Here is a 20,683-nt window from a genome sequence, read left to right as displayed (position 1 = left end):
GCGTGGCGGCCGCCTACGCCTTGCCCAGGCGGCGCAGGTAGCGCAGCGCTTCCCGGGCGGCGTTGGCGCCGCACATGCCGTGCACGCCAGGGCCTGGCGGCGTCGCCGCCGAGCATAGGTACATGCCGGGGATGCCGAGATGGTAGGGCGACAGCGTGATGCGGGGGCCGAAGACGAGCTGGCGGGTGTCCTTCGCCCCAGTGATAATGTCTCCGCCGGTGAAGTTCGGGTTGTCGGCGGCGAAGAACGCAGGGTCGTAGGACGTCCAGCCGACGATCCGCTCCCGGAACCCTGGGGCGAACCGCTCGATCTGCGCGATGATCGCCTGGGTGGCGTCACCGGCGTAGCCATGCGGCACGTGGGCGTAGCTGTACACCGGGTGGATGTCCCCGGCCGATCGCTGCGCGTCGGCCAGGTATTGCTGACCGACCAGCACGAACGGCCGTTCCGGCATGCGCCCCGCGTTTATCTCCCGCTCGCTGGCGGCGATCTCCGCGAAGTCGCCGCCCAGGTGCGCGGTGCCGGCCCGGCCGACGTCAGGGTTGGCCCACGGCACGCCGCCCTCGACCGCGAAGTCGACCTTGAACGCGCCCGGTGCCCGCCGGAACCGCCGGAATGCGCTCAGCACCCGCGAGGGCAGCCGGTTGTCTAGCACGCCCGCCACCGCATCCGGCGCGAGGTCGAACAAGGTCACATCGGCCGCCGGGAGCTGCGAGGCCGCCCGGACCAGAACGCCGGTTTCGATCTTGCCGCCGAGGTCGGCAAGTAGCGAGGCCAGCGCGGCGGTGATCGACCCGGATCCGCCGGCCGCGACCGGCCAGCCCCAGCGGTGGCCAGCGGTGACGATGCCCGCGCCGATCGCCGAGGTGAGCGGGTAATTCAGCGGCCGGAATGCGTGCGCGGCCACCCCGCCGAACAGCGCGCGCCCCTTCTCGGTGCGGAACATCCGGGCGAACGCCGAACCGGACAGCAGCGTCGGCAGCCCGAACCGGGCCAACGCCAGCGGGTGGCTGGGCGCTCGCAGCAGCGGCCGCATGATATCCGACGCCAGCTTGTCGTAGTCGGCTGCAGGCCGGCCGAACATAAGCCGCCAGCGGGCTCCGTCGCGGCCGAGCCCGGCTGCGGTGTCCTCGATGGAGCGGTACAGCAGCGCGGCATCCCCGCCGTCGAGCGGGTGCGCGCAGTCGATCTCCGCCCACCGCCAGGACAGCCCGTACCGGTCCAGGCCGAGGCTGTTCAGGAACGGCGAGCCAGCCGCCATCGGGTGGAATGCCGAGCAGTGGTCGTGCAGCAGGCCGGGCACCAGCGACTCGCCGGAGCGAGCGCCGCCGCCGACCTCGTCGGCCGCCTCCAACACGGTGACCTGCACGCCGTCGGCGGCGAGGGCCACCGCGGCGGCGAGCCCGTTCGGGCCGGCGCCCACCACCGTCGCGGTGCTCATGCCTGCACCTCCCGCTCGTGGTCTTGCTCGCTGGATGCCCGCGGCAACGGCACGGCCACAGTGCGGGACCAGGTCACCTGCACCGGGATCGGCCCGTTGGGCAGCCACGGCTGCTCGGCGACCGCGTCGGCGACCTTCCACGTGCCGCGCTCGATGACGCCGAGGGCCGCGTCGATCACCTGATACGCCTGGTCGTCGCGGTGCACCGGCTGGGATTCCACCCAGACCACGACCAGCTCGCCCGGCTCGAAGGCGGCCTGGGCCTGCACCGCCCTGATCAGGTCCTCGTTGTGCAGGTGCCCGTCGCCGAAGTTGAACCCGAGCAGCGAGTTGCAGACGAACTCGCCCTCGCGCACGGTCCTCGTGTCGATGTCGGCCAGGTGCCGCAGGAGCAGCGAGAACAGGCCGCGGCCCTGGCTGTGCATGGTCCGCCAGGCGATCGTCTGCTGCATGGTGATGTCCGCCCACTTGCGGTCGTAGCCGAACGCCACGAGCTGGTCGACCTGGTTGGCCGTGGGCCTCGTGACCACGTTGAGCTTTTGCTCGGCGCCCGGCGCGAACGCCCAGACGGCGGAGGCCCAGTTGCCGGCGTACTGGCGCATCGAAGGCAGGAATGACACCAGGTCCGGGCGCAGGTTGCCCAGCACGGGAAAGAACAGCAGCGCGGCCACGATCCCAAGCGTCAGCAACGGCGACGACATGTCCGCCACCCCGTAGCCCTGCCAGCTCGGGTAGCCGGCGAACAGGAAGACCGCGGCGTAGCCGAACAGCACGTTCCACTCCAGCGGCACCGCCAGCGGGAACGTCGAGATGATGAACAGGTGGAAGAGCACCATCACGGCGACTGCGGCCAGCGTTACCGGCTTCCACGGCGATAGCAGCAGTACCAGCGGCGTGATGATTTCGACAAAGGTGCCGCCGCCGTGTGCCATCAGGTGGGCGAGCCGGGACGGGCGGATGTCTCGCGGGTAGTCCCGGTAGTGCGCCCGCTTGATCCACCGCAACGGCACGCCGGGGCTGTTGCTGACCATGGGCGGCACCACGTTGGCGAAGTGCCTGCCCAGCTTGGAGAAGCCGGCCCCCACCCAGACCGTGACGATCAGCAGCTTGAGCGCGATGATCATGTCGGTGAACGGCAGGACCGTGAAGAACACCAGGGCCGGCAGGTACTGCTCGCCGCGCGCGGCCAGGAAGATCACCTTGTCGCGCAGCCCGTTGAGCACCAGCGCGGCGATCACCGGAGCGAGCAGCACCGGGCTGACCAGCCCGGAGGTATCGCCGGGCTCCGCTGCGGACAACGAGTCGCTGTGCACGCCCGGCAGCACCAGCGCCGCAGTCACGGTCGCGAGTAGCGCGATGTAGAGCGCGACGTCCACGACGGTGCGCCGGTCACCCACCGTGAGCGGCACCCGCTTCCACGGCCGCAGCCGGATCGTGCCGGTCCGGGCCCAGAAGCGGATGCCGCCGGTCATGGGCTTGAACTTGCCCGCGAGCGGGCCCCACGATCCCGCGACCCCGATCGCCTCAAGCAGCACCGTCCACAGCACCGCCTTCTCGTACACGATCGGCTGCTTCCACCAGTCCGCGACGTGCCAGAACGCCGGCAGCCGCGACGTTGTGGTCGCCACCACCACACCGCCGAGTATGTAGAACACCAGCAGCTTCAGGATGTATATCGCGTGCACCATTCGCGGCGTGCCGAACCCGTGCTCGACCCAGTGCAGCGCCAGCACCTGCATCCGCTGCATCAGCGGCTGCTGGATGAAAGTGTCCGGGTCGACCGGCGGCAGGTCGGGTTTCGTGAATCCCATCGTGGTCTCCTTAGCGGGTTATTCGCGCTGGCGCGCGAAGTGCTGGCTTGTCGGTCTTGCCGACGGCGTTCTTCGGCAACGCGGGCACGATGTGGATCGCCGTCGGGATCTTGACCTTGGTGAGGTCGCGGCGGCACAGCTCCAGCAGCTCGTCCGCCGTCACTGAGGCGTCCGGGTACGTGACCACGTAGGCCGTCGGCACCTCGCCGTACACCTCGTGCGGAGCGCCGATCACGGCCGCTTCCAGGACCGCGTCATGCCTGGTGAGCACCGACTCGATCTCCTTGGGGTAGATGTTCTCGCCGCCCCTGATGATCAGGTCCTTGATGCGGTCGACAAGCGTCAGGTAGCCGTCGGCGTCCAGCACGCCGACGTCGCCGGTGTGCAGCCAGCCGTCGACGATGGACGCCGCGGTGGCCTGCGGCCGGTTGAGGTAGCCGCGCATCACGTTCGGACCCTTGATGACCACCTCGCCGGGTTCGCCGGTCGCCGCGAAGGAACCGTCGGGCCGCATCGTGGCCACCTGCTGGCCCGGCAGGGCGACCCCTACCGTGCCGGGCTTGCGCTCGCTGTCGAGCGGGTTGATCGTTGACGCGCAGGTGCCCTCGGTCAGCCCGTACCCCTCGATGATCGGGAACCCGAACCGGGATTCGCTTCGCCGCAGCAGCTCGGCCGAAACCGGCGCCGCGCCGCACACCGCGAACCGGACCGAGGACGTGTCGCCCAGCCGCCCTCGCGGCAGCTCCGCCAGCCGTGCGTAGATGGTCGGCACGGCCGAGAAATACGTCGCCCGGTACCGCGACAGCGCGGTGAGGAAGGTGTCGGGCGCGAACCTGGGCAGGATCGTCACCTGCCCCTGGGCCATGATCGGGGCCAGGCAGCTCACCAGGATGGCGTTCACGTGGAACAGCGGCAGCACCAGCAGGCAGTTGTCGTCCGGGCCGAGCTTCATCGCGTCGCCGATCGAGGTGGCCATCGCCGCCAGATTCGCGTGGTCGAGCATCACGCCCTTCGGGCGGCCGGTCGAACCGCTGGTGTAGATCAGCAGGGCGAGATCGTCCGGTCGGGTGTCCGGTGCCGGCAGCGCGCCGGACGGACGGGTGTTCAGCTCGCCCGCAGGCAGGACCGGCACCCCGTAGCCGGCGCCTGGATCCGCGGTGAGCAGTAGCTTGGCCGCCGAGTCGGCAATCTGGTAGCTTGCCTCGTTCGCCGTGAACACCGGGTTGACCGGGGTCGCCGCGGCTCCCAGCCGCCAGGCGGCCATGATCCCGAGCAGCAGCTCCACCTGGTTAGCAAGCATCACCGCCACCACGTCTCCCCGCCCTACCCCGGCCGCAGCGAACTGCCCGGCGACCGCATCGACCCGCTGGGCCACCTCGGAGTAGGTCAATTCGACTTTCGTGTCGCGCATGCATACGCGATCGGACAACATCGCCGGGCGGTGCCACGGCAAGTACTCAATGGTCATCGGTCCCCCTCGAAGCTCACGCAGTGGTTTCCCTGCCTTACGCAGAAATGTAAGAAGGGATGAAGGGCAAGCCACAGGTGAGGGAAGGCCAGAAAGTTACTACGTTAGGCCAGTGGCTGAGCCGACCGCTGAACGTCTTCATCCAGGAGCGAGAGGGTGCAGCGCTACGTCGCCTAGCGGGGGTCTGGCCGGTGCCTGGGTCCGTGGCCAGGGGGCGGAAAGATCGGGGTTTCGTACTCGGCTCCGGCGGCGTCGGCGTCGGACATACGCTCATAGGCGGCCAGGATCATTTTCCTGGCGCGCCTGCCGTCGTCGCCCTGGCTTTCGCTCCGCTCGAGGCTGCCGGCACCTGCCGCAAGCGTGCCGGTGATGTACTCCACGTCGTCGCGGTCGTCGATCCCGTACACGCGGAAGAAGAACGCGTCCAGTTCCGCTTGCAGGCTGGCCCGGCGGTCTGAGTCCCAGGCGAACGGATACTCGCCGCGATCGTCCAGGTCCCTGGCGAGCGGGCTCATGTCGGGCGAGGTGTAAACGAGCTCAAGCACCCGGGGCACGACGAACGGCAGGTGCGGCTCAAGCATGGTGGGGGTCGGCACCGGAAGCTGCTTCCAGTCGGAAGCCCGCATTGCGTGGCCGTCGATCTTCTGCCGGGCGATGTAGTCGAAGACCTGCGAGCTCTGCGCGGCGATCAGGGCCGCGGCGAACGGCGGGACGACGCGTGGCAGCATCAGCGGTAGGGAATCGGCAGCGCCCGCGCGTGGCAGAAACACCGCGACAGCCGCCCGGTCCTGTACGGATGCGCGCCAGGCGCACAGCCATTCCCAGGTCCAGCCGAGCTCCGCGAGGCGGTCCGCGACGCCGGGTCGCTGGACCGTTCCGCCTTTGCGCTGAACGGAGACTGGTCCGTGCTCAGCAATCCAGTGCCGCGGCTGTGCGACCCTGTGGTCGAACAGGTCTATCATCGGGGGCTCATAGACCGGGAGCATGTACTGGCCGTCCCGGGTAAGGGTGTCGCCCGCCAGTTCCCAGCCCTCGTCTCTCAGTTCTTGCTCAGCGCGGAGGAGCCCCCTGTCGGCGGCGGCACGGGGGAACGCCGTTTCCAGCCTCATCTTCCACGGGTTTCCGTCGGGCCGCGCCTCGTCCCACAGGACCGGTACGCGACGGTAGATCGCCGTCACGAGCGCGGCGTCCCGGGAACCGCCAAAGGCGGGCAGCGCACCGGTATTCGGGTTGATGAGGGCGGCATCGCCAGGCGCCAGCGTGAACGACCGGTCCCCATCGCCCAGCTCAGCAGGGCCGTCCAGCCGGAATCCGAACCTGGCTACGCCGCCGCGCACAGGGCTGCCAGGCACAGGGCTGCCAGGAACAGCCCCGCCGGCGAAGGTAAGCAGGCAGAGCCGGGCATCGGGACCGGTGAAGTCATACAGGGACGCCAGCGCGCCGCGCCGCATCAGGCCGCCGAGCAGGTGCCTCGCGCCGGGAGCAGCCGCGGTCCTCGGGGCGATGGCGCAGCCCCCGAGGCCCTCGGGCGCGAGGAGCGTCATGATGCGCTCCGTGAAAAGCAGATCGGAGCGCAGCGCCGAGACGCCAGGCTCGGCCAGGCCCGCCGCGCATTCGGGATACGCCCCCGACGACGTGACGAACCGAAAGACGGCGCTCTTTCCGCGGCGGTCGATCTGCTCCCGCGGCGGAGCGGATAGGACGCAGCTGAAGCCGCCCCGCCACCGGGTCTCGCCCTCGGAAACACGGAAGACGTCGGGGAATTCCAGATCCCAGTGGAAGAATCCGTGCTCACCGCGCAGCCGGTCCAGCTCCGCCAGGGACTCCGCGGGAAGAATTCCCTCGGCCTCCCGCTCCCGAAGGTCCAGCAGGACCCGGTTGACGATCGCGGGCGGCGCGTCCGGCGTCTTAGCCCAGGCAAAGGCCGCGCACCAGGCGTCGGCGACCCGGCGTTTCGCGCGGAAGGCAGCCGAGTCGCGCCACTTCTGGTACTCGGCCGCCTGGCGGCGGTCATCGGCAGCTGCTCCGCCGGGCAGCCGCCCGATCTTCGCCAGGGATTCCGCCAGGGCCTCGTTGGAGTGGGAGTAGCCACCGTGCTCGCTGAACAGGGTCGCCTGCCCCGGGTCAGGCTTGGCGTTGGCGCGGCGCAGGGCACGGGCATGCCTGCGGTCGTCGCCGTCAGCCGCCCGGAATGCCTCGTCGGGAATGCCGTTCTCGATGAGCTTCGGGCTTGCGCCGATCAGGGCGTTGCCCTGCCTGAGACGCCCGTCGAGGAAGGGCGGCGTCATCCCAGGGACGTCGGCCGCCAGCCGCAGGCGGTCCTTCGCCTGTTCCACCGCCTCGCCGCTGACGTCCACGCCGTAGATGCAGCTGCCCACCACCTCGCGCATCGCACGCCGCAGCGCAGCCGGCGACGTGTTCCCCTCGCGCGTCTCGGCCACCCGTCGCGCGATCCGGCGGGCCGCCGCGACCAGGAGGCTCCCCGAGCCGCAGGCCGGGTCGCAGACTGTCACCGCAAGCAGGGCCCTCGCGACTTGCGTGCCGTCACCCGAGTTCTTCTTCCGCGTCGCTGCCTGCCTGCCCCGCTGGACCGCAGCGTCCAGAACCGGCTCCAGGGCGCCGTCGAGAAGGCAATCCACGAATGCCGGCGGCAGGCGGTCGGCCACGGCATCAATCACCGAGGCTGGCTCCCCGGCCGATCCCTCACAGGAGAGCGTCGGGCCGTCCCGCATGATCCGTTCCCACTCGTCGTCGTGCCGGACGCGGACCGGGGCCTGGTCGCGTCCTCCAACACGGCTTGCTGTTTCACGTCAGCTGCTGTTATCAGCTGTTGATCGCGGTTGTGTCCAGCAGGTGCGCGAACTTCTTCTCGGCTTCGGCGCGGCGGGTGGGCACGTGCTCGGTTGGCACGTCGCGGGCCTCGTAGTTACGCAGGATCCGGCGCGCGACCGTTACCTTGTGCACCTCGTCCGGGCCGTCGTAGATGCGCGCCGCGCGGGCGTGGCGGTACATCGACTCCAGAGGCAGGTCCGTGGTGTAGCCAAGCGAGCCGTGGATCTGGATGGCGCGGTCGATCACGTTGTAGAGCACCTGGGCGCCGTAGAACTTGATCATCGCGATATCGGTCAGCGCCGCCGCCGTTCCGCCGTTGTCCATCTTCCACGCCGCCTGCAACGTCATCAGCCGGGCCGCCGTCATCTCCGCGGCTGAGGTAGCGATCCAGTCCTGGATCATCTGCTTATCCGCGAGCACCGAGCCGTGCGTGTACCGTGACTTCGCCCGCTCGCAGAGCATGTCGAAGGCGCGCTTTGACTGGCCGAGCCAGCGCATGCAGTGGTGGATGCGCCCCGGTCCCAGCCGCTGCTGGGCGAGGAGGAACCCGTCGCCCTCGGCGCCGATCCGGTTCGCCGCGGGAACCCGCACGTCGGTGTAGATGATCTCCGAGTGCCCGCCGGGCCGGCCGTTATGCGCGCCGATGTCGCCCATGGTCTCGATGTCGCGGAGAACGTCGACTCCTGGCGTGTTCGCGGGGACGACGAACATGGTGGCCCGCTTCCTGGCCGGGGCCTCGGGGTCGGTCACCGCCATGACGATGAGGAAATCCGCGACGGAGCCGTTCGAGGTGAACCACTTGTGCCCGTTGATCACGTAGTGGTCGCCGTCGCGGACCGCGCGGGTCGCGAGCAGCGTGGGGTCGGCCCCGGCACCCGGCTCGGTCATCGAGAACGCGCTGCGCACCTGGCCGGCCAGCAGCGGCTCCAGCCACTTCTTCTTCTGCTCGTCGTTGGCGCCGAGGGCGAGCAGTTCGGCGTTGCCCGAGTCGGGCGCGTTGTTGCCGAAAATGGCGGGCGCGTAGCCGCACTGGCCGAGGATCTCGTGCATAAGGCCGAGCTTGACCTGCCCGAAACCGCCTCCGCCGAGTTCCGGCGGCAGGTGGGCAGCCCACAGCCCTTGTGCCTTCACCGCGTCCTTGAGCGGACTGACGGCGCGCGCGAACGCGGCGGCGTCAAGGTCGAGGGTTTCCAGCGGGATGATCTCGTCACGGACGAACCCGCGCATCCACTCGAGCTTTTCCTCGAACTCAGGTTCCGTCGAAAAGTCCCAGGCCATCTGGCTCCCTCTTTCCTCTTTCTCAGATGTGTAGTTCGCGGAGGACCTCGCGGGCGGCTTCGGCCAGCCGGATCCCGTCGTCTCCGCGTTTGAGTGCCTCCTGCAGGTAGCCGTCGTCGGCCATCCGCCCGCTCACGTACCGAGCGCGCACCCCGGCGCCGATGCATGCCGAACGCCACCGGCAGAACGCCACCCAGTAGAAAAGGTGGGAAACGTCCCGGCCCGACGCCCGGGCGTAGCGCGCCACGATCTCGGCGCGCGGCGGGAACCCGGGGGCGGTGCTCGGCCCTGGGGTGGCGGGCGGGACCTCATCGCCCGGGTCCTGCCAGGTCGACGCCAGCCAGCCCAGGTCGGCCATCGGGTCACCGGTGGTCGCGAGTTCCCAGTCGAAGACCGCGCGCACGGTGCCGTCGGGGCCGAACGCCATGTTTCCCGGCCGGAAGTCGCCGTGCACGACCCCGTTGCCCTGCGCGGGAACACGCCGGGCGAGCAGGGTGTGCACCTCGTCCAGGAGGGTGAGGCTATGCGGGCTGGTGTGCTCGGCGGTCTCGCTGGCGTGCACCTGCGCGTGCCAGCGCCGCAGCTGCCGTTCGACATAGCCGGTGCGGCGCACCATGTCCCCGAGGCCGACCTCTCCCGGGTCGAGCGCGTGCAGGGCGACGAGCACGTCGACGATCTTCTCCCCCGCCGTCGCCCGGGCCTCGGGCGCGAGGGCGAAACCAGCGTCACGGTCTGCCAGGACCTGGCCGTCGACATTCCCCATTACGTAGAACTCGGCGCCAGTGACGCCGGCGTCGGCGCAGTAGGCGAGCGGTGCGGCGACCGGCACCGCCGTCGGCGCCATGGCCGAGATGAACCTCCACTCACGGCTCATGTCGTGCGCGGTAGCCAGCACGCCGCCGGTGGGCGGACGGCGCAGCACGTAGACTCCGCCTACGGCATCGGTGAGCCGGTACGTGAGGTTCGACCGGCCGCCTGAGATCAGGTCGAAGTCGACCGGCGGAACCAGGCCGTCGATGTGACCAGCGAGCCAGCGGGTCACCGGTTTTCGGTCGATGCCCGCTTGGGCGTGTTCAGTGGCCGGCCTATGGTCAGCGCCCGACATACCGCGGCTTCCTCCCTTCCAGGAACGACCGCACGCCCCACGGGCCACCGCCTACGGGACGAGCACGACCTTGCCATGCACGCGCCGCTCCTCGAGCTGGGCAATTGCCTCCCCGGCGCGTTCCAGCGGGAAAACGTCGCTGACCGGCGGCACCACCCCGCCGCTTTCCAGGTACGGCACGAGCCTGTCCCACTCTCCCCGAAGGAACTCGGGCCGAGGACCGGCGTACGCACCGAGCCCGACCCCGCGCACGTCAATGTTGTTGAGCAGCAGCCGGTTCACCTTCACCGTCGGGATTTCCCCCGCGGTGAACCCGATGACCAGCAGTCGGCCGAATGGCGCCAGGCAACGCAGCGAGTCGGTGAAACGGTCCCCGCCGACCGGGTCGACCACCATGTCGACACCGCGGCCGCCGGTTAGCTTCGCAACGGAATGCTTGAACCCGTCGGCGAGCACCGCGTCGTCGGCCCCCACGGTCATCACGAAATCCGCCTTCGCCTCGCTGGACGTCACCGCGATCACCCGCGCGTCAAGCGCCTTCGCGAGCTGGATGGCGGCGGTGCCGATCCCGCCAGCGGCGCCGTGCACCAAGACGGTCTCCCCGGCCCGGAGCGCCCCCCGGGTCAGCAGCGCGAAGGTCATGGTCAGGTAGTTCATCGGCAGGCATGCGCCCGCGACGAAGTCGACCTTGCCGGGAAGTGGGTAGACGCTCCCCGCCGACACCGAGACGAGCTCCGCGAACGCGCCCACGGTCGAGCTGCCCGCGACCCGGTCGCCCGGTGAGAACTCCGAGCCGGCCGGCGCTTCCCGCACCACGCCGGCGAACTCCCCGCCGAGCACGAACGGCAACTCAGGCTTGTACTGGTACATGTCCTTGGTGAGCAGCAGGTCGGGAAAGTTAACACCCGCCGCGCGCACCTCCACCAGGATTTGTTCGTCGCCGCGGACGGGATCGGGGACCCCGCAGGCCTCCACGGCCCCCGGGCCGTCCGTTCGCGTCACCTTTACCGCGCGCACGATCCGCTCCTCACCAGGGGAGCGTACATCGCCCGGCTACGCCGGGGAAACGATGCCCGGGCACCGCTGTGCCTCTGTGCGGAGCACGCTAGCGGACGTCGAGTCCCGTGACCGCTCTTCCGATGAGCATCCGCTGGATCTCCGAGGTGCCCTCGAAGATGGTGAAGATCGTGGACTACGGGGCAGTTTCCACAGGTCAGCGGCCTGCATGACCCTTTGGTGTCAGCACGGATTCAGCACCGGCCATCCGAAGGCAATGACGATTTCCGTTCTGCCCGCGTCTGTTTTCAAGCGTGGTTCGGACGCACGCCGAGAAGGCAGCGTGAACCTAGCCGCTGTCCTATCCGCAGCAGGTACATCCGAGGTACCTTGTTGCGCTGACCCGCCAGTCTCCCAACCGCTGCCCGCGCGGGTAGCGGTGCGGACAGGCTGCACGCGGGCAGGACGCCGGGGAATGCGGAATCCCGGGCTGGCCACTGTCGTGCCAACACGGCGGCACCAACGGCCGCACAGGCCGTGATCTAGTCGCGTCGGCGGACCGGCGGTCTGTGGCGTGCACCTGCGAGATGGGTACCTCCGGGGACGATGCTAAGGCCGATCCTGAGCGCGGCCCGGATGGCGCTTGCCTTGCGGTAGGGGCTGGACAGCAGGGTTCGGGCGGCCAGGTTGAGGCTCCCGGCCATGCACCATGTGGTGAGGGTGACGAAGTTGCTCGTCAGGGCGTGCAGAGCGCCGCCATCATCGCGATAGCTGGCTCATACTGGTACGGCTCATCAGGATCATGCCCGCCGGCTGGCGTCTAGCCGTCCGGCGGCTCGTCACCCACAGGCTCAGTCAAGTGCTCGCCTCCAAACTGCGACGTACCGTGTACCTTGCGCGCGAAGGCCCTCCATGGGACTCCGGCGTTCAAGGGCCACCAGTCCGCCGGGAGCCCGGCCGCCAGTGCCTCCAGTTCATCGTCCTCGGGAAACACGAAGTCCGCCGCGTGGACGACGTCCGGGACCGGGATGTCGGTGCAGGGCGACTCGGCGAGCTTCTTGTTGCGGACCGCCTCGTTGAACACAGCGTTGATGACCAGGTGCGCCTGGGTGATCCGGCTCGCGGACAGGCCCTTGCGGCGCATCCCGGCGATGATCTCCTTGGTTTCCTCCCGGCGGATCGTCCGGATCTGCCGGTGCCCGTTCGGCACGCCCAGGTAGGCAGCCAGCTCATCAACCGACAGGAGCCGGTTCGAGCCGCCCACGGTAGCCGCGCCGGCGGCCCGGTGCCGGAGCGATGCACGCTCGCCTCCCGCAGCGCCGTTAAGCTCGGGCCGCGGGCTTCCCCCGCCCCTCACGGCAGCCGTCCGGCGGCGGCGGCAAGCGGAATCCGGCGGCACGCCGCGAGCGCGATGCCGCGATGAGGACCAGCCGGGCATCCGTCACGCCCAACGGGTCCCCGCTCCCCGCCGGCCGCTCCCCCGGCGCAGGACGGCACCCGGCTCTCGCGACACAGGTTTCCCGCCTGCCCGCAGCCGCGGGTCAGCGTCACGCCGGCACAGGGCCGGGCGGCTTTACCGGCACGGCAGAAGGCGGCAGCATGCAGTCTGCAAAGTGACGTGGCATGGCACGATCGCCCCGCCGCCGCCGCAAATCCGCTCGCACTACGTAAATCCGGAATCCGGGACGGCTTTTCACGCTCCGGGACTCGGTACCTCCGCCTGCCACACCAGAAAGCACAGGAGATGGATCACTGCCGGCAACCGCCACCCTTGCCGACCTTGCCCCCGCGCTCGCCCGGCACCTGACCTTGGTGTCCTCAGCCGCCTAAGAATGCCCGGGTTCCGCGAGCGCACCGCCGAGCTCGGCCGCCGGCAAAACAGGTCATGCAGACGGCGCAAGGTCACCGCGCACTCGACATAAAAGTACTCGGGCCAGCATCGTCGCGGCCTGGCCGCAAAGGAACTGCCGCCAGGTCGTGCGGTCACGCTGCGGCGCGGGCGGTATCCGCAGCCGCTTCAGGATCCGTCGCACCGTGGAGGCCCCTACCCGGTAGCCAAGGCCGAGCAGCTCACCCTGGATCCGCTTGTATCCCCATCTCGGTTTCTCCCGCGCCATCTGCCCGATCAGCGCCGCGACCTTGGCGTCCATGCACGGGCGTCCTCCCTTGGGTGGATAGGTCCACCGCCAGCGGACCAGCCGCCGGTGCCAGCGCAGCAGCGTGCCCGGCGTGACCGGCCTCCCCGCCCGCAGCGGGCCGGGGAGGAGCCGCGCAAGGGCGGCGAGCACCGCACGGTCTGCCCAGCCCAGCCTCGGCTTGGGATTCTGCCGCCGCAGCACCGCGACCTCGTGGCGCAGCATCAGCAACTCGGCGTTCTTCGCCGCCGACGAGCGAGCCAGCAGCGCCAGCCACCCGGTCATGCGGACGAACATCAGGTAGAACATCCGTACTGCCACAAGCCCGCGATGCTGCCACTCACCGCCGTGGGGTGGGCGGTGACGCCCAAGACGCGAATTCGCCGGCTGGCGTGCTCTATCACCGCGAGAACATGCAGACGTGCCCCGGACAGGGTGGCCGCCTTGAAGAAGTCGCAGGCCAGCAGGACCTCGGCCTGGGAGCGCAGGAAATCGGCCCCTGTGGTGGCGCTGCGCTCGGGCGCCGGGTCGATCCCGGCTTCGTGCAGGATCTCCCAGACGGTGGAGGCGGCGACTTTCACCCCGAGCACCAGCAGCTCGCCGTGCACCCGGCGGCACCCCCATCCTGGGTTCTCGCGGACCAGCCGCAGCACCAGGACGCGGATCGAGCGCACCGTCCGCGGCCGGCCCGGATACCGGGGCCGGGATCGGCGGGCGTGCCGGCGCGCGACCAGATCGCGGTGCCAGCGGAGCACGGTATCTGGTCGCACCACCAGGTGCACTCGCTTGAGCACGTCTCTCGGGAGCTGGTGCAGCAGCGCCGCCAGCAGCGCCCGGTCAGCCCGGGTGAACCGCACCCTGCCCGGACCGAGCTGCCGCTGCAGGACCGAGAGCTGGTGGCGCAGCGCGAGGATTTCCGCGTCCTTGTCCCGCTTGCCCATCGGCAGCAGCAGCAGCGCGAACACGTTCGCCACACCGAGAGAGGCCGGTCGCATTATTCACGGTCCATCACCATGTCACAGCGTTTCCCATTGCACGAGCGCTATCACGTACAACGTTGGCCCTCACCCGTACAACGGTTCCCACCAGCATGGATGGGGTTTTCGGCCGTCGCCAAGGCACAGTTCGCACGCCACCTAGCGGCAGCTGTCAATGCCCGTAAAGGATCAAGGGCAAACGCCAAGGCCCCGTCTCCGGGATAAATGGCTGAGAAATAAACGCTTGTAATCTTGGATTGCGCGGTAATTTGGGCGATTGATGCCCTGAACCCTGTCGTGCAGTATTATCGCAGCGCCGGGGCCATGGCATTCATGCTGGAGAGGGCGGGGATTGCTGCGATGAGCACGGGGAATTGGCGAAGTGCGCTCCAGTGTGCGCGCGAGGTGGATGAGCTGCGGCACCGCCACGAGCTCGAGGAAGCCCAGAGAGTCGCCTTCGACGGGCTGGAAATCTTCGAGAGTGACCCAGACCTGCTTATAGCCCTAGGCCGGGTGTGGCTGCTCGATCACAGTCCCCTGCTAGCTTCTAGTGCGTTCACGACGGCCGCCTACATCGCGCGAGATAACGAAATTCCGGTGGCCTGGCAGATCGCCGCGCTGTCCAGGCAGCGCAAATATCCCGAGGCCATAAGGCTTGGTACTGCGGCGCTGGCTCCGGACCGGTTTCCGGATAGCGTGCCGATCCGTGTCGCGCTCGGCCGGGTCTTGCTCGACTTTTCGCAGCCGGACCGGGCCGAGCATCATCTCAGCGAGGCAGTCCGCATGGCACCCGGCAACCCGGATGCGGCGAACTGGTGGTGCGCGTGCCTGGCGGCGCTGTTCCACTGGGACGCGGCGGAACAGGAGGCGGAAGCTGCGATCGTCCGGTACCAGGGAAACACCAGGGGGACCGCCCTGATGCGGTACCGGCTTGGCCGGATCCATCTCGATAATCACCGTCTGGGGCAGGCAATTAGCTGCTTCGATGCGGTGCTTAGGGACATGCCCGAGCACCTGCGGGCGATGGAGTGGCGGATCACGGCGCTGCGGGGCACGGGCAGGCCCGAAGACCTCAAGCTGGCCTCGTCGAAGTAGAGGTTCATGTCCGCGGCACCGCTGGGCCAAACACGCCGAGCGCCGAATACTCGGATGTGACACTCGGCGGACCCCGTTGAGAACTTGTGCGCAGATCTGCAGTTCTGTTTGTCCTTGAAGTTGTATGGGCAATCTGCCGAATACGACCGGAATTGACGCGGTGAAAGGTAGCGAAGTGCACGCGCCGGCCTGAAACTGACACTGTGGTTTTCGTCGCTGACGATCTCGGGGCCTGGCTGGTCGGGCTGCTCGCCGATGCCGGCCGTAGGAAGCTGACCGCGCTGGTGCTAGGGAGTGACCAGGAGCGCGCCCTGCGCAGCGCGGCCGCCGCTGCCATCCACAACACCGCCGCGGAGATGAGCCCAACTCCTGACCAAGCCGACCTGTTCGCGATGGTGATCAGTGAAGTGTTCGGCGAGCCGGTCGGGGACACGCTCACGGGCAGGTCGATGACAATCCTTGAAGGCATGGAGGCGGGGATAGCTCAGCATCTGGATGTGCTGGATGATGCCAACCGCACGGGTACAGGGCAATCGTCGGCGGAGATTCTGGGGGTTCCTGGGGCTGTGCTGGCAGAGAAGCTAACGGGCTACCTAGTGCGCGAGATCATGCTCCGCGGGTCGAGTGGCGGCCCGCTGACGCCGGTGGCCGACCAACTCAACCATGACCTGACCCATCTGCAGGGACAGCGGGTTGAGGGCATACTTGCTCAGCTGACTGGTCTCATCGCCGCCGCGTCAGCGCCGTGGGCTGACGCGTCAGCCTCACCGCAGGAACTCAGGTCAGCGCTTTCGGCGAGGGCGGTGCTGGTCAGGGACTCTGATCCGCGGCGACTCGGCGTGCACGCGGCGATCAGCGTGCCGGAGATCCCGGAGGAGGTTCCGCCAGAGTACGTGCCGCGGGATGTGGACGCGGCCGAGCAGGGTTTGCGGGCGAAGCTGGCGGCTGCGGCGCAGCGGGGCGGGTTCATCCTGCTTGTCGGCGGCTCATCGGTCGGGAAGACCCGGTGCGCTGTGGAGGCAGTGAAGACGGTACTGCCGGACTGGTCGCTGTTGCACCCGGCCGGGGCGGACGAGATCGCCGCGCTCGCACAGGCGCCGCCGCCACAGACGGTGCTGTGGCTGGATGAGCTGCAACGTTACCTGGACGGGCCAAGCGGGCTGACCGGCGGAGTGGTGCGCGCGCTGCTGAACTCGCCGCATGCGGTGGTGATCATCGGCACGCTGTGGCCTGACAGGTATGCCGCCCATACAGTCATGCCATATGCAGGCACCGCTGATCTGCACGCACGGGAGCGGGAAGTGCTGGACCTGGCTGCGGTTATCCGCATCGATGCGGCCTTCAGCCCGGCGGAGCAAGAAAGAGCCCATGCCGCCGGAACCCGTGACCGGCGTCTGGAGATAGCGCTGAAGTCGGCAGGGTACGGGCTGACTCAGACCCTGGCGGCTGCCCCGCAGCTGGTCGCCCGTTGGGAGGACGCCCCAGCCGCCAGCCCGTACGGGTGGGCGGTACTGACTGCAGCTCTGGACGCAGCCCGGCTCGGTACCCGAGTCTCACTGAGCAGCGAATTCCTGCGCGCCGCCGCGCCAGGCTACTGCACCAGCCGCCAGCAAGCGGAAGCGCCGGAGAACTGGTTTGAGCAGGCACTGGCTTACGCCACCGGCAAGTTGCACGGCGCGGTTGCTGCCCTCAGCCCCACTGGAACAGGCATGGGACAGGTCACCGGATATGCGGCCGCGGATTACCTGATCCAGCATGCCAGCCAGCACCGCCGCGGAACCCGGGTGCCTGACGGTACCTGGAACGCCTTCCTCAGTCACATCCGCGATCCCGCCGACGCCGCGCGGCTCGCCGACAGCGCCGGAGAGACGGCACTGCACCGCTATGCCATCCCCCTGTACCGCAGAGCCGCCGACGCCGGCATCAGCAGCGCCATGTACAGCCTGGGATTCCTCCTCCAAGAACAAGGAAACCTAGACCAGGCCGAACAGTGGTACCGAAAGGCCGCAGAGGCCGGGCACTTCGGCGCGATGTCGAACATGGCCGTGCTGCTCGGGCAGCGAGGGCAGGCCGAGGAAGCGGATCATTGGTACAGCTTGGCCTCCGCAGGCGGGCAGATCACTCCTCCTAAGCCACGGAGAGAACGAAAGCCGGGCCAGGCTGAGCGGCTCCGCCGGGAAGCAGCTGAAGGCAATGCTGCCGCGATGCACACCTTGGGCGAACTGCATGAAGAGGAAGGAAACACGGAACAGGCCGAGGAGTGGTACCGCCAGGCGGCCCACAACGGGGAAACCCGCGCCATGGACCGGCTCGCCCGACTTCTTGACAAGACAGGGCGCCAGGACCAAGCGGAGCAGTGGTACCGCAGGGCGGCTGATAGCGGTCAAGGCTGGGCTATGAACAACTTCGGGCTTTTCCTGACGAGCCACGACCGCCCGGACCAAGCCGAGCAGTGGCTCCGCAAGGCCGCTGCCTCCGGCGGGATGGTCGCCGCTGGAGCCATGTACAACCTCGGGCACATTTGCGAAAAACAGGGACACGCTGACCAGGCCGAGCAGTGGTACCGCAATTCCGCTGCCCTCGGTCACAGCGCAGCCATGACCGATCTTGGAAGCCTTCTTCTACGCATTGGGCACGTCGAGCAGGCTGAGTACTGGTACAGCAAAGCCATAGCCGCGGGCGATGCCAACGCCGTGCACAAACTTCGAGACCTCGGCAACATTGTTCCTTAAAGCCAACTCAAGGACTGGAACCTCACGCCGCTGCACTTAGCGACGGACCATGAATATCAGTAGTCGCCGCCAGACTGTGCAGAGCACCCAATTCTGTATCACCCGCTGCCCTAAACCATGCGATAACGAATAGTACAGATTAGGCGGATATTTCCCCGACTGGTCTGCGCCCGACGGTCATGAGAGCTGCCGGCCTTTGGGGACCAGCAGGCGCGCCGGATCCTGCGGCGTATGCCGCAGTTCGAACCAGGTCACCGTCCGCTCGCCGCGCCGCCGCCACCCCCACCGCGCAGCCAGTCCCGCCACCAGCGCCAGCCCCCTCCCGCCCTCCCCATCCCCTGCGGCCGGGCACAGCCGCGGCACCCCGGGACCGCTGCGGTCGGTGACCTCAACCCGGACCACGCCTCCCCCCGCTCGCACCGCCACCGTCACCGTCTCCCGCGCAGCAGCCGAGCCGCTGTGCCGCACGCTGTTCCCGAACAACTCGCTCACCAACAGCACAGCCTCATCCCCGCACGGATGCCCGCTGCCCAAGACCCCGGCCACGAACCCCCGCGCGACCCGCGCCCGCTCCGCCACCCCGGCAAGCGTCACGCTCTCCCGAACCACCAGCCCGCCCATCAGCGCACCCCGATCTCCCCCGGCCCCGCCACGGGAACCCCGGGCCGCCGGGCGGCACACCGCGATACACGCTCACCTCGGCGGCCGACGTCAAGCCGCGGCACCCGCGACGAATCGGCCCGTCCGTGGCCGTCCGTGGAAAGCCGACGGTGCACACCGACCGCGCAAGCGCCCCGGACGCCGTCCGCCATGCGTCCGTGGACACCGCAACACAACGGTCCACGGCGATACGAGATGACACACGCCGGGACAAGCAAAACGGCCCGCCTAGCGCGACAATTCGCAGCTAACGGACCGTTTCCGCAGGTGGTGGCAGGTGATGTGTCTAGGCAGGTGATGGGTTCGAACCATCGTAGGCTGAGCCGACGGTTTTACAGACCGCTCCCCTTCACCTAGGCCGCAGGCCGCTGACCAGCGCATATGCACCGTGAGGCACGCTGCCCGACTGCCCGCTCCCACGCCTTCAGACCGATCGGGAGCTCATCCGGGCCACGGACAGGAACGCGCCTGGCCACGGACGGCGGACCAGGAGCGGCTACACCGACCGCCACCCTGTCCATATCCGGCAGGTCACACGGCGGCGACTCCGCACCGACGACCCAGCCGATCGCTCCAGGCAACATCGGCACCGCCTCGCCTCCGGTTTCGGCGTACGCCTGCCTTGGGACTGTGAGTGCCTCCGGCTGGCCCCCCTCTGGCTCGTTGCAAGTGCGTCCGCTGATCCGCCGAGGCAGTCACGCTGGTGCGGTGCATGTCACCGTGCCGGTACTTTCGCACATCACTTTTCTGGCACCTCCGCAGCCGATTCGGTCGCCGCCGCGCTTTCCAGGTCGTGCAGCCAGGCTGCGTGTTCGGTGCGCGCCCACGATCGCGACACCGATCCTGTTCGCATGCCGCGACGTGCCTCAGGGTCTTTCAGCGCGAAGATGACGTGCCCGACGAGAAGCAGGCCGAGGGCAAGGGCGAACCAGTCGTGCACGAATGTGGCGCCACTGCGCCAGGGTAGGGGGGCGAGCCCCACGAAGTACATGAGCACTCCGGTACCAAGAAGGACGAGGATCGAGCCGCAGGCAAGCGAGGCGTTCAGCTTCTGGCCTGCATTGAATTTTCCGACGGTGATAGTCCCGTCTCGGCGGGTACGCGTGCGTAGCCAGCGGCGGTCTGCGGGAGTGAAGCGGCCGAGGCGTCGCAGGTCGGCTCGGTATGCGAATGACAGAATTCCGAGAAACATGGGTATCGGCAGTGCGAAGCCGCAGTAGACGTGGATCAGTTCAACGAGGCGGCGGTGGCCAATGGGCACGGACAGCGAGCCGTTGTAGAGGATGGCGGCGGTCAGGATGCACATCGTCATCAAAATTGCTGTTGTCCGGTGGATCATGCGCTCGGCGCGGCTGAATCTGGGTATTGATGCTGAGGTGGACTCCGGCGCCGAGGGGGTCGAGCGTGCCGTGTTATCCCCTGATGATTCCGTCGATGGCATAACCTCGTGTCTCCCAGTAGCCGGGTGTTTCGGTCTCGGCGAGTTCGATACCTGACAGCCATTTGGTGCTTTTGTATCCGTACATCGATCCTGCGTACATGCGCACCGGGCCGCCGTGGTCATGGGTCACGGACGCGCCGAGCATTTCCAGCGCCACCATGACGTCTGGGCGACGGGCCTCGGCGAGGGTGAGGCTTTCGGTATAGGTGCCGTCGAAGGATGTGAACCGCACGGCGCGCGCTTGCTTGGCTGGTGCGGCCTTCTCAAGCAGGACAGACAACTGCACGCCGACCCAGTGCACCCCAGGGACGTGCCATCCGGTAACGCACTGAAAGTCTTGGATCAACGAGGTCTGCGGCAGAGCTTTCAGGTCCGGTATCGAGTAGGTGGCCGGGTGATCGACAAGGCCGGAGACGTTCAGCCGGTAGTTGTCCGCTGTCTCCTCACGTACAGACCCGGTGACCGAGTAGTACCGAAAGGTGTCGCCCAGAGGAATCAGCGAGAGCAGGCCCGTAGGGTCGTGGTCAGCGACCGGTCCAATGACCTGGGCCAGGGTGTTCTGCACTCGCTGGCCGGTGAGGGTCCCGAGCGCGCCGAGTCCGAGCAGTCCCAGGATGAGCCGCCGGCCGACGGGCGCACCCGCCGGGTTGGGGGGTGCGTCGTCTGATTTGCCGACGTCTGATCGGTCGCGACCGTTCAACTCGGCCGGCCC

The 20,683-nt window shown here is 68.4% G+C and carries 15 protein-coding genes and 1 tRNA gene; 2 read left to right on the top strand and 14 right to left on the bottom strand.

Annotated features, from left to right (window positions below):
- Window positions 1-13: 13 nt before the first annotated feature.
- From EAS64_RS24550 to EAS64_RS24505, 10 genes are all read right to left on the bottom strand, one after another.
- Window positions 14-1,441, bottom strand: a complete 1,428-nt coding sequence (locus EAS64_RS24550; RefSeq protein ID WP_145856417.1) for a phytoene desaturase family protein — start codon at window positions 1,439-1,441, stop codon at window positions 14-16.
- Window positions 1,438-3,252, bottom strand: coding sequence for a DUF3556 domain-containing protein (locus tag EAS64_RS24545; protein WP_145856415.1), 1,815 nt, complete (start codon window positions 3,250-3,252; stop codon window positions 1,438-1,440). The genes EAS64_RS24550 and EAS64_RS24545 overlap by 4 nt, the downstream gene beginning before the upstream one ends.
- A 10-nt stretch (window positions 3,253-3,262) precedes the next feature.
- On the bottom strand, window positions 3,263-4,684 hold the full coding sequence (locus tag EAS64_RS24540) for a class I adenylate-forming enzyme family protein (protein WP_281283315.1): 1,422 nt from the start codon (window positions 4,682-4,684) through the stop codon (window positions 3,263-3,265).
- 209 nt (window positions 4,685-4,893) lie between these two features.
- Window positions 4,894-7,398 (bottom strand): hypothetical protein, encoded by a 2,505-nt coding sequence (locus EAS64_RS24535; protein WP_145856412.1) that lies wholly within the window; start codon window positions 7,396-7,398, stop codon window positions 4,894-4,896.
- Window positions 7,399-7,543: 145 nt separating this feature from the next.
- Window positions 7,544-8,830: an acyl-CoA dehydrogenase family protein gene (locus EAS64_RS24530; protein WP_145856410.1), complete on the bottom strand. Its 1,287-nt coding sequence runs from the start codon at window positions 8,828-8,830 to the stop codon at window positions 7,544-7,546.
- A 22-nt stretch (window positions 8,831-8,852) separates the two neighbouring features.
- The gene (locus EAS64_RS24525; protein WP_187366145.1) at window positions 8,853-9,872 is read right to left on the bottom strand and encodes a phosphotransferase family protein; all 1,020 of its coding nucleotides are present in this window, start codon (window positions 9,870-9,872) and stop codon (window positions 8,853-8,855) included.
- Window positions 9,873-9,986: 114 nt separating this feature from the next.
- Window positions 9,987-10,952, bottom strand: a complete 966-nt coding sequence (locus EAS64_RS24520; RefSeq protein ID WP_145856407.1) for an NADPH:quinone oxidoreductase family protein — start codon at window positions 10,950-10,952, stop codon at window positions 9,987-9,989.
- 799 nt (window positions 10,953-11,751) lie between these two features.
- Window positions 11,752-12,195, bottom strand: coding sequence for a site-specific integrase (locus EAS64_RS24515; RefSeq protein ID WP_145856405.1), 444 nt, complete (start codon window positions 12,193-12,195; stop codon window positions 11,752-11,754).
- Window positions 12,196-12,814: 619 nt separating this feature from the next.
- Window positions 12,815-13,387 carry a helix-turn-helix domain-containing protein gene (locus tag EAS64_RS24510; protein ID WP_145856402.1) on the bottom strand — a complete coding sequence of 191 codons (573 nt, stop codon included), beginning with the start codon at window positions 13,385-13,387 and terminating at the stop codon, window positions 12,815-12,817.
- Complete coding sequence (locus tag EAS64_RS24505) at window positions 13,363-14,061, bottom strand: hypothetical protein (protein ID WP_222849543.1); 699 nt, start codon at window positions 14,059-14,061, stop codon at window positions 13,363-13,365. The genes EAS64_RS24510 and EAS64_RS24505 overlap by 25 nt, the downstream gene beginning before the upstream one ends.
- Window positions 14,062-14,367: 306 nt before the next feature.
- On the opposite strand from EAS64_RS24505, the gene EAS64_RS24500 reads away from it, so the two are divergent.
- Together EAS64_RS24500 and EAS64_RS24495 are read left to right on the top strand one after the other, a co-directional pair.
- A complete protein-coding gene (locus EAS64_RS24500) occupies window positions 14,368-15,138 on the top strand; it encodes a tetratricopeptide repeat protein (RefSeq protein ID WP_145856400.1) in 771 nt (256 codons plus the stop codon).
- Between the two features lie 203 nt (window positions 15,139-15,341).
- Window positions 15,342-17,870, top strand: coding sequence for a tetratricopeptide repeat protein (locus EAS64_RS24495; RefSeq protein ID WP_145856399.1), 2,529 nt, complete (start codon window positions 15,342-15,344; stop codon window positions 17,868-17,870).
- Between the two features lie 177 nt (window positions 17,871-18,047).
- Here EAS64_RS24495 and EAS64_RS24490 read toward each other — a convergent pair whose 3' ends face one another.
- From EAS64_RS24490 to EAS64_RS24480, 4 genes are all read right to left on the bottom strand, one after another.
- Complete coding sequence (locus EAS64_RS24490) at window positions 18,048-18,491, bottom strand: ATP-binding protein (protein ID WP_145856397.1); 444 nt, start codon at window positions 18,489-18,491, stop codon at window positions 18,048-18,050.
- Between the two features lie 325 nt (window positions 18,492-18,816).
- Window positions 18,817-18,935, bottom strand: a tRNA-Tyr gene (locus EAS64_RS43115).
- Between the two features lie 334 nt (window positions 18,936-19,269).
- The gene (locus tag EAS64_RS24485) at window positions 19,270-19,971 is read right to left on the bottom strand and encodes a cytochrome b/b6 domain-containing protein (protein ID WP_145856395.1); all 702 of its coding nucleotides are present in this window, start codon (window positions 19,969-19,971) and stop codon (window positions 19,270-19,272) included.
- Window positions 19,943-20,671 (bottom strand): molybdopterin-dependent oxidoreductase, encoded by a 729-nt coding sequence (locus EAS64_RS24480; RefSeq protein ID WP_145856393.1) that lies wholly within the window; start codon window positions 20,669-20,671, stop codon window positions 19,943-19,945. Before EAS64_RS24480 ends, EAS64_RS24485 begins: the two co-directional genes overlap by 29 nt.
- Between the last annotated feature and the right edge of the window lie 12 nt (window positions 20,672-20,683).

The organism is Trebonia kvetii (assembly GCF_007827045.1).
Lineage (GTDB): Bacteria > Actinomycetota > Actinomycetes > Streptosporangiales > Streptosporangiaceae > Trebonia > Trebonia kvetii.
This window is presented reverse-complemented; position numbering and strand designations above follow the sequence as displayed.

What these genes read in the sequence shown, in the direction of transcription:
- EAS64_RS24530 (WP_145856410.1), bottom strand. Translation starts at nt 8,830, where the DNA reads ATGGCCTGGGACTTTTCGACGGAACCTGAGTTCGAGGAAAAGCTCGAG.
- EAS64_RS24550 (WP_145856417.1), bottom strand. Translation starts at nt 1,441, where the DNA reads ATGAGCACCGCGACGGTGGTGGGCGCCGGCCCGAACGGGCTCGCCGCC.
- EAS64_RS24490 (WP_145856397.1), bottom strand. Translation starts at nt 18,491, where the DNA reads ATGGGCGGGCTGGTGGTTCGGGAGAGCGTGACGCTTGCCGGGGTGGCG.
- EAS64_RS24500 (WP_145856400.1), top strand. Translation starts at nt 14,368, where the DNA reads ATGGCATTCATGCTGGAGAGGGCGGGGATTGCTGCGATGAGCACGGGG.
- EAS64_RS24540 (WP_281283315.1), bottom strand. Translation starts at nt 4,684, where the DNA reads ATGTTGTCCGATCGCGTATGCATGCGCGACACGAAAGTCGAATTGACC.
- EAS64_RS24545 (WP_145856415.1), bottom strand. Translation starts at nt 3,252, where the DNA reads ATGGGATTCACGAAACCCGACCTGCCGCCGGTCGACCCGGACACTTTC.
- EAS64_RS24505 (WP_222849543.1), bottom strand. Translation starts at nt 14,061, where the DNA reads ATGCGACCGGCCTCTCTCGGTGTGGCGAACGTGTTCGCGCTGCTGCTG.
- EAS64_RS24485 (WP_145856395.1), bottom strand. Translation starts at nt 19,971, where the DNA reads ATGCCATCGACGGAATCATCAGGGGATAACACGGCACGCTCGACCCCC.